Origin of the sequence: Streptomyces sp. NPDC051104 (genome assembly GCF_040682835.1) — a bacterium.
Classification (GTDB): Bacteria; Actinomycetota; Actinomycetes; order Streptomycetales; family Streptomycetaceae; genus Streptomyces; species Streptomyces cynarae.
Genome location: NZ_JBFBBS010000171.1, coordinates 1 through 1,043, shown reverse-complemented (window position 1 = coordinate 1,043; position 1,043 = coordinate 1). Strand labels below are relative to the sequence as shown.

Below are 1,043 nucleotides of genomic sequence, written 5' to 3'. Positions count from 1 at the left end.
GGAGTTGATGGGATGGTGGACCATGAGTGTGCGCCCGCCTGTCGCGGTGTTACGGGCCAAGTTCGATCGGATCCTGCCGCATCTCGATGAACGCCGTCGTCGGCTCTACTTGGCCAGTGAGGCCGCGGCCATCGGTCATGGCGGGATCGCCCTGGTGGCTGCCGCTTCCGGGATCAGCACCGCCACCGTCTCCCGCGGTCTGACCGAACTGGCAAAGAACCCGGTGCCGACCAGTCGGGTCCGGACACAGGGCGCCGGCCGCAAGCCGTTGACCGTCACCGACCCCGGCCTGCTGCCGGCGCTGGAGTCGTTGATCGAGCCGCATACCCGGGGTGATCCCGTCTCCCCGTTGCGATGGACCACCTTGTCGCTGCGGGCCCTGGCCTCGACTCTGACGTCACAGGGCCATCCGGTCAGTGCCGCAACGGTCGGGCGCCTGCTGCACGGCCTGGGCTATAGCCTGCAGGGCACCGTCAAGACCACCGAGGGCGCCGGCCATCCGGACCGCGACGCCCAGTTCGCCCACCTGAACGCCACGGCCACCGCCTTCCTCGACGACGAACAACCGGTGATCAGCGTCGACACCAAGGCCAAGGAATGGCTCGGCAACCGAGACCGGCCCGGTCGCACCTGGCGGCCGGGCAAGGACCCGATCAAAGTCGACTGCCACACCTTCACCACCAGCGACCAGCCCGTCGCCATCCCCTATGGGATCTACGACATCGCCACCAACACCGGCTGGGTCAACGTCGGGACCGACCACGACACCGCCGAGTTCGCGGTGGAGTCCATACGCCGCTGGTGGCAGCGCCGCGGACAGGTGCACCACCCGGACGCAACCCGGTTGCTGATCACCGCCGACGCCGGCGGCTCGAACGATCCCCGCCGCTGGACCTGGAAGAAACACCTGGCCGCCTTCGCCCTGGAGAGCGGCTTGGAGATCACGGTCTGCCACTTTCCGCCGGGCACGTCGAAATGGAACAAAATCGAACACCGAATGTTCTGCCACATCACCGCGAACTGGCGTGGCCGACCACTGACCA

At 67.5% G+C, this 1,043-nt stretch carries 1 protein-coding gene; it reads left to right on the top strand.

Annotated features, from left to right (window positions below; all coding sequences use genetic code 11):
- Positions 1-22: 22 nt before the first annotated feature.
- The coding region (locus tag AB0N14_RS40390; protein WP_366030652.1) for an ISAzo13 family transposase at positions 23-1,043 on the top strand (1,021 nt) is incomplete at its 3' end.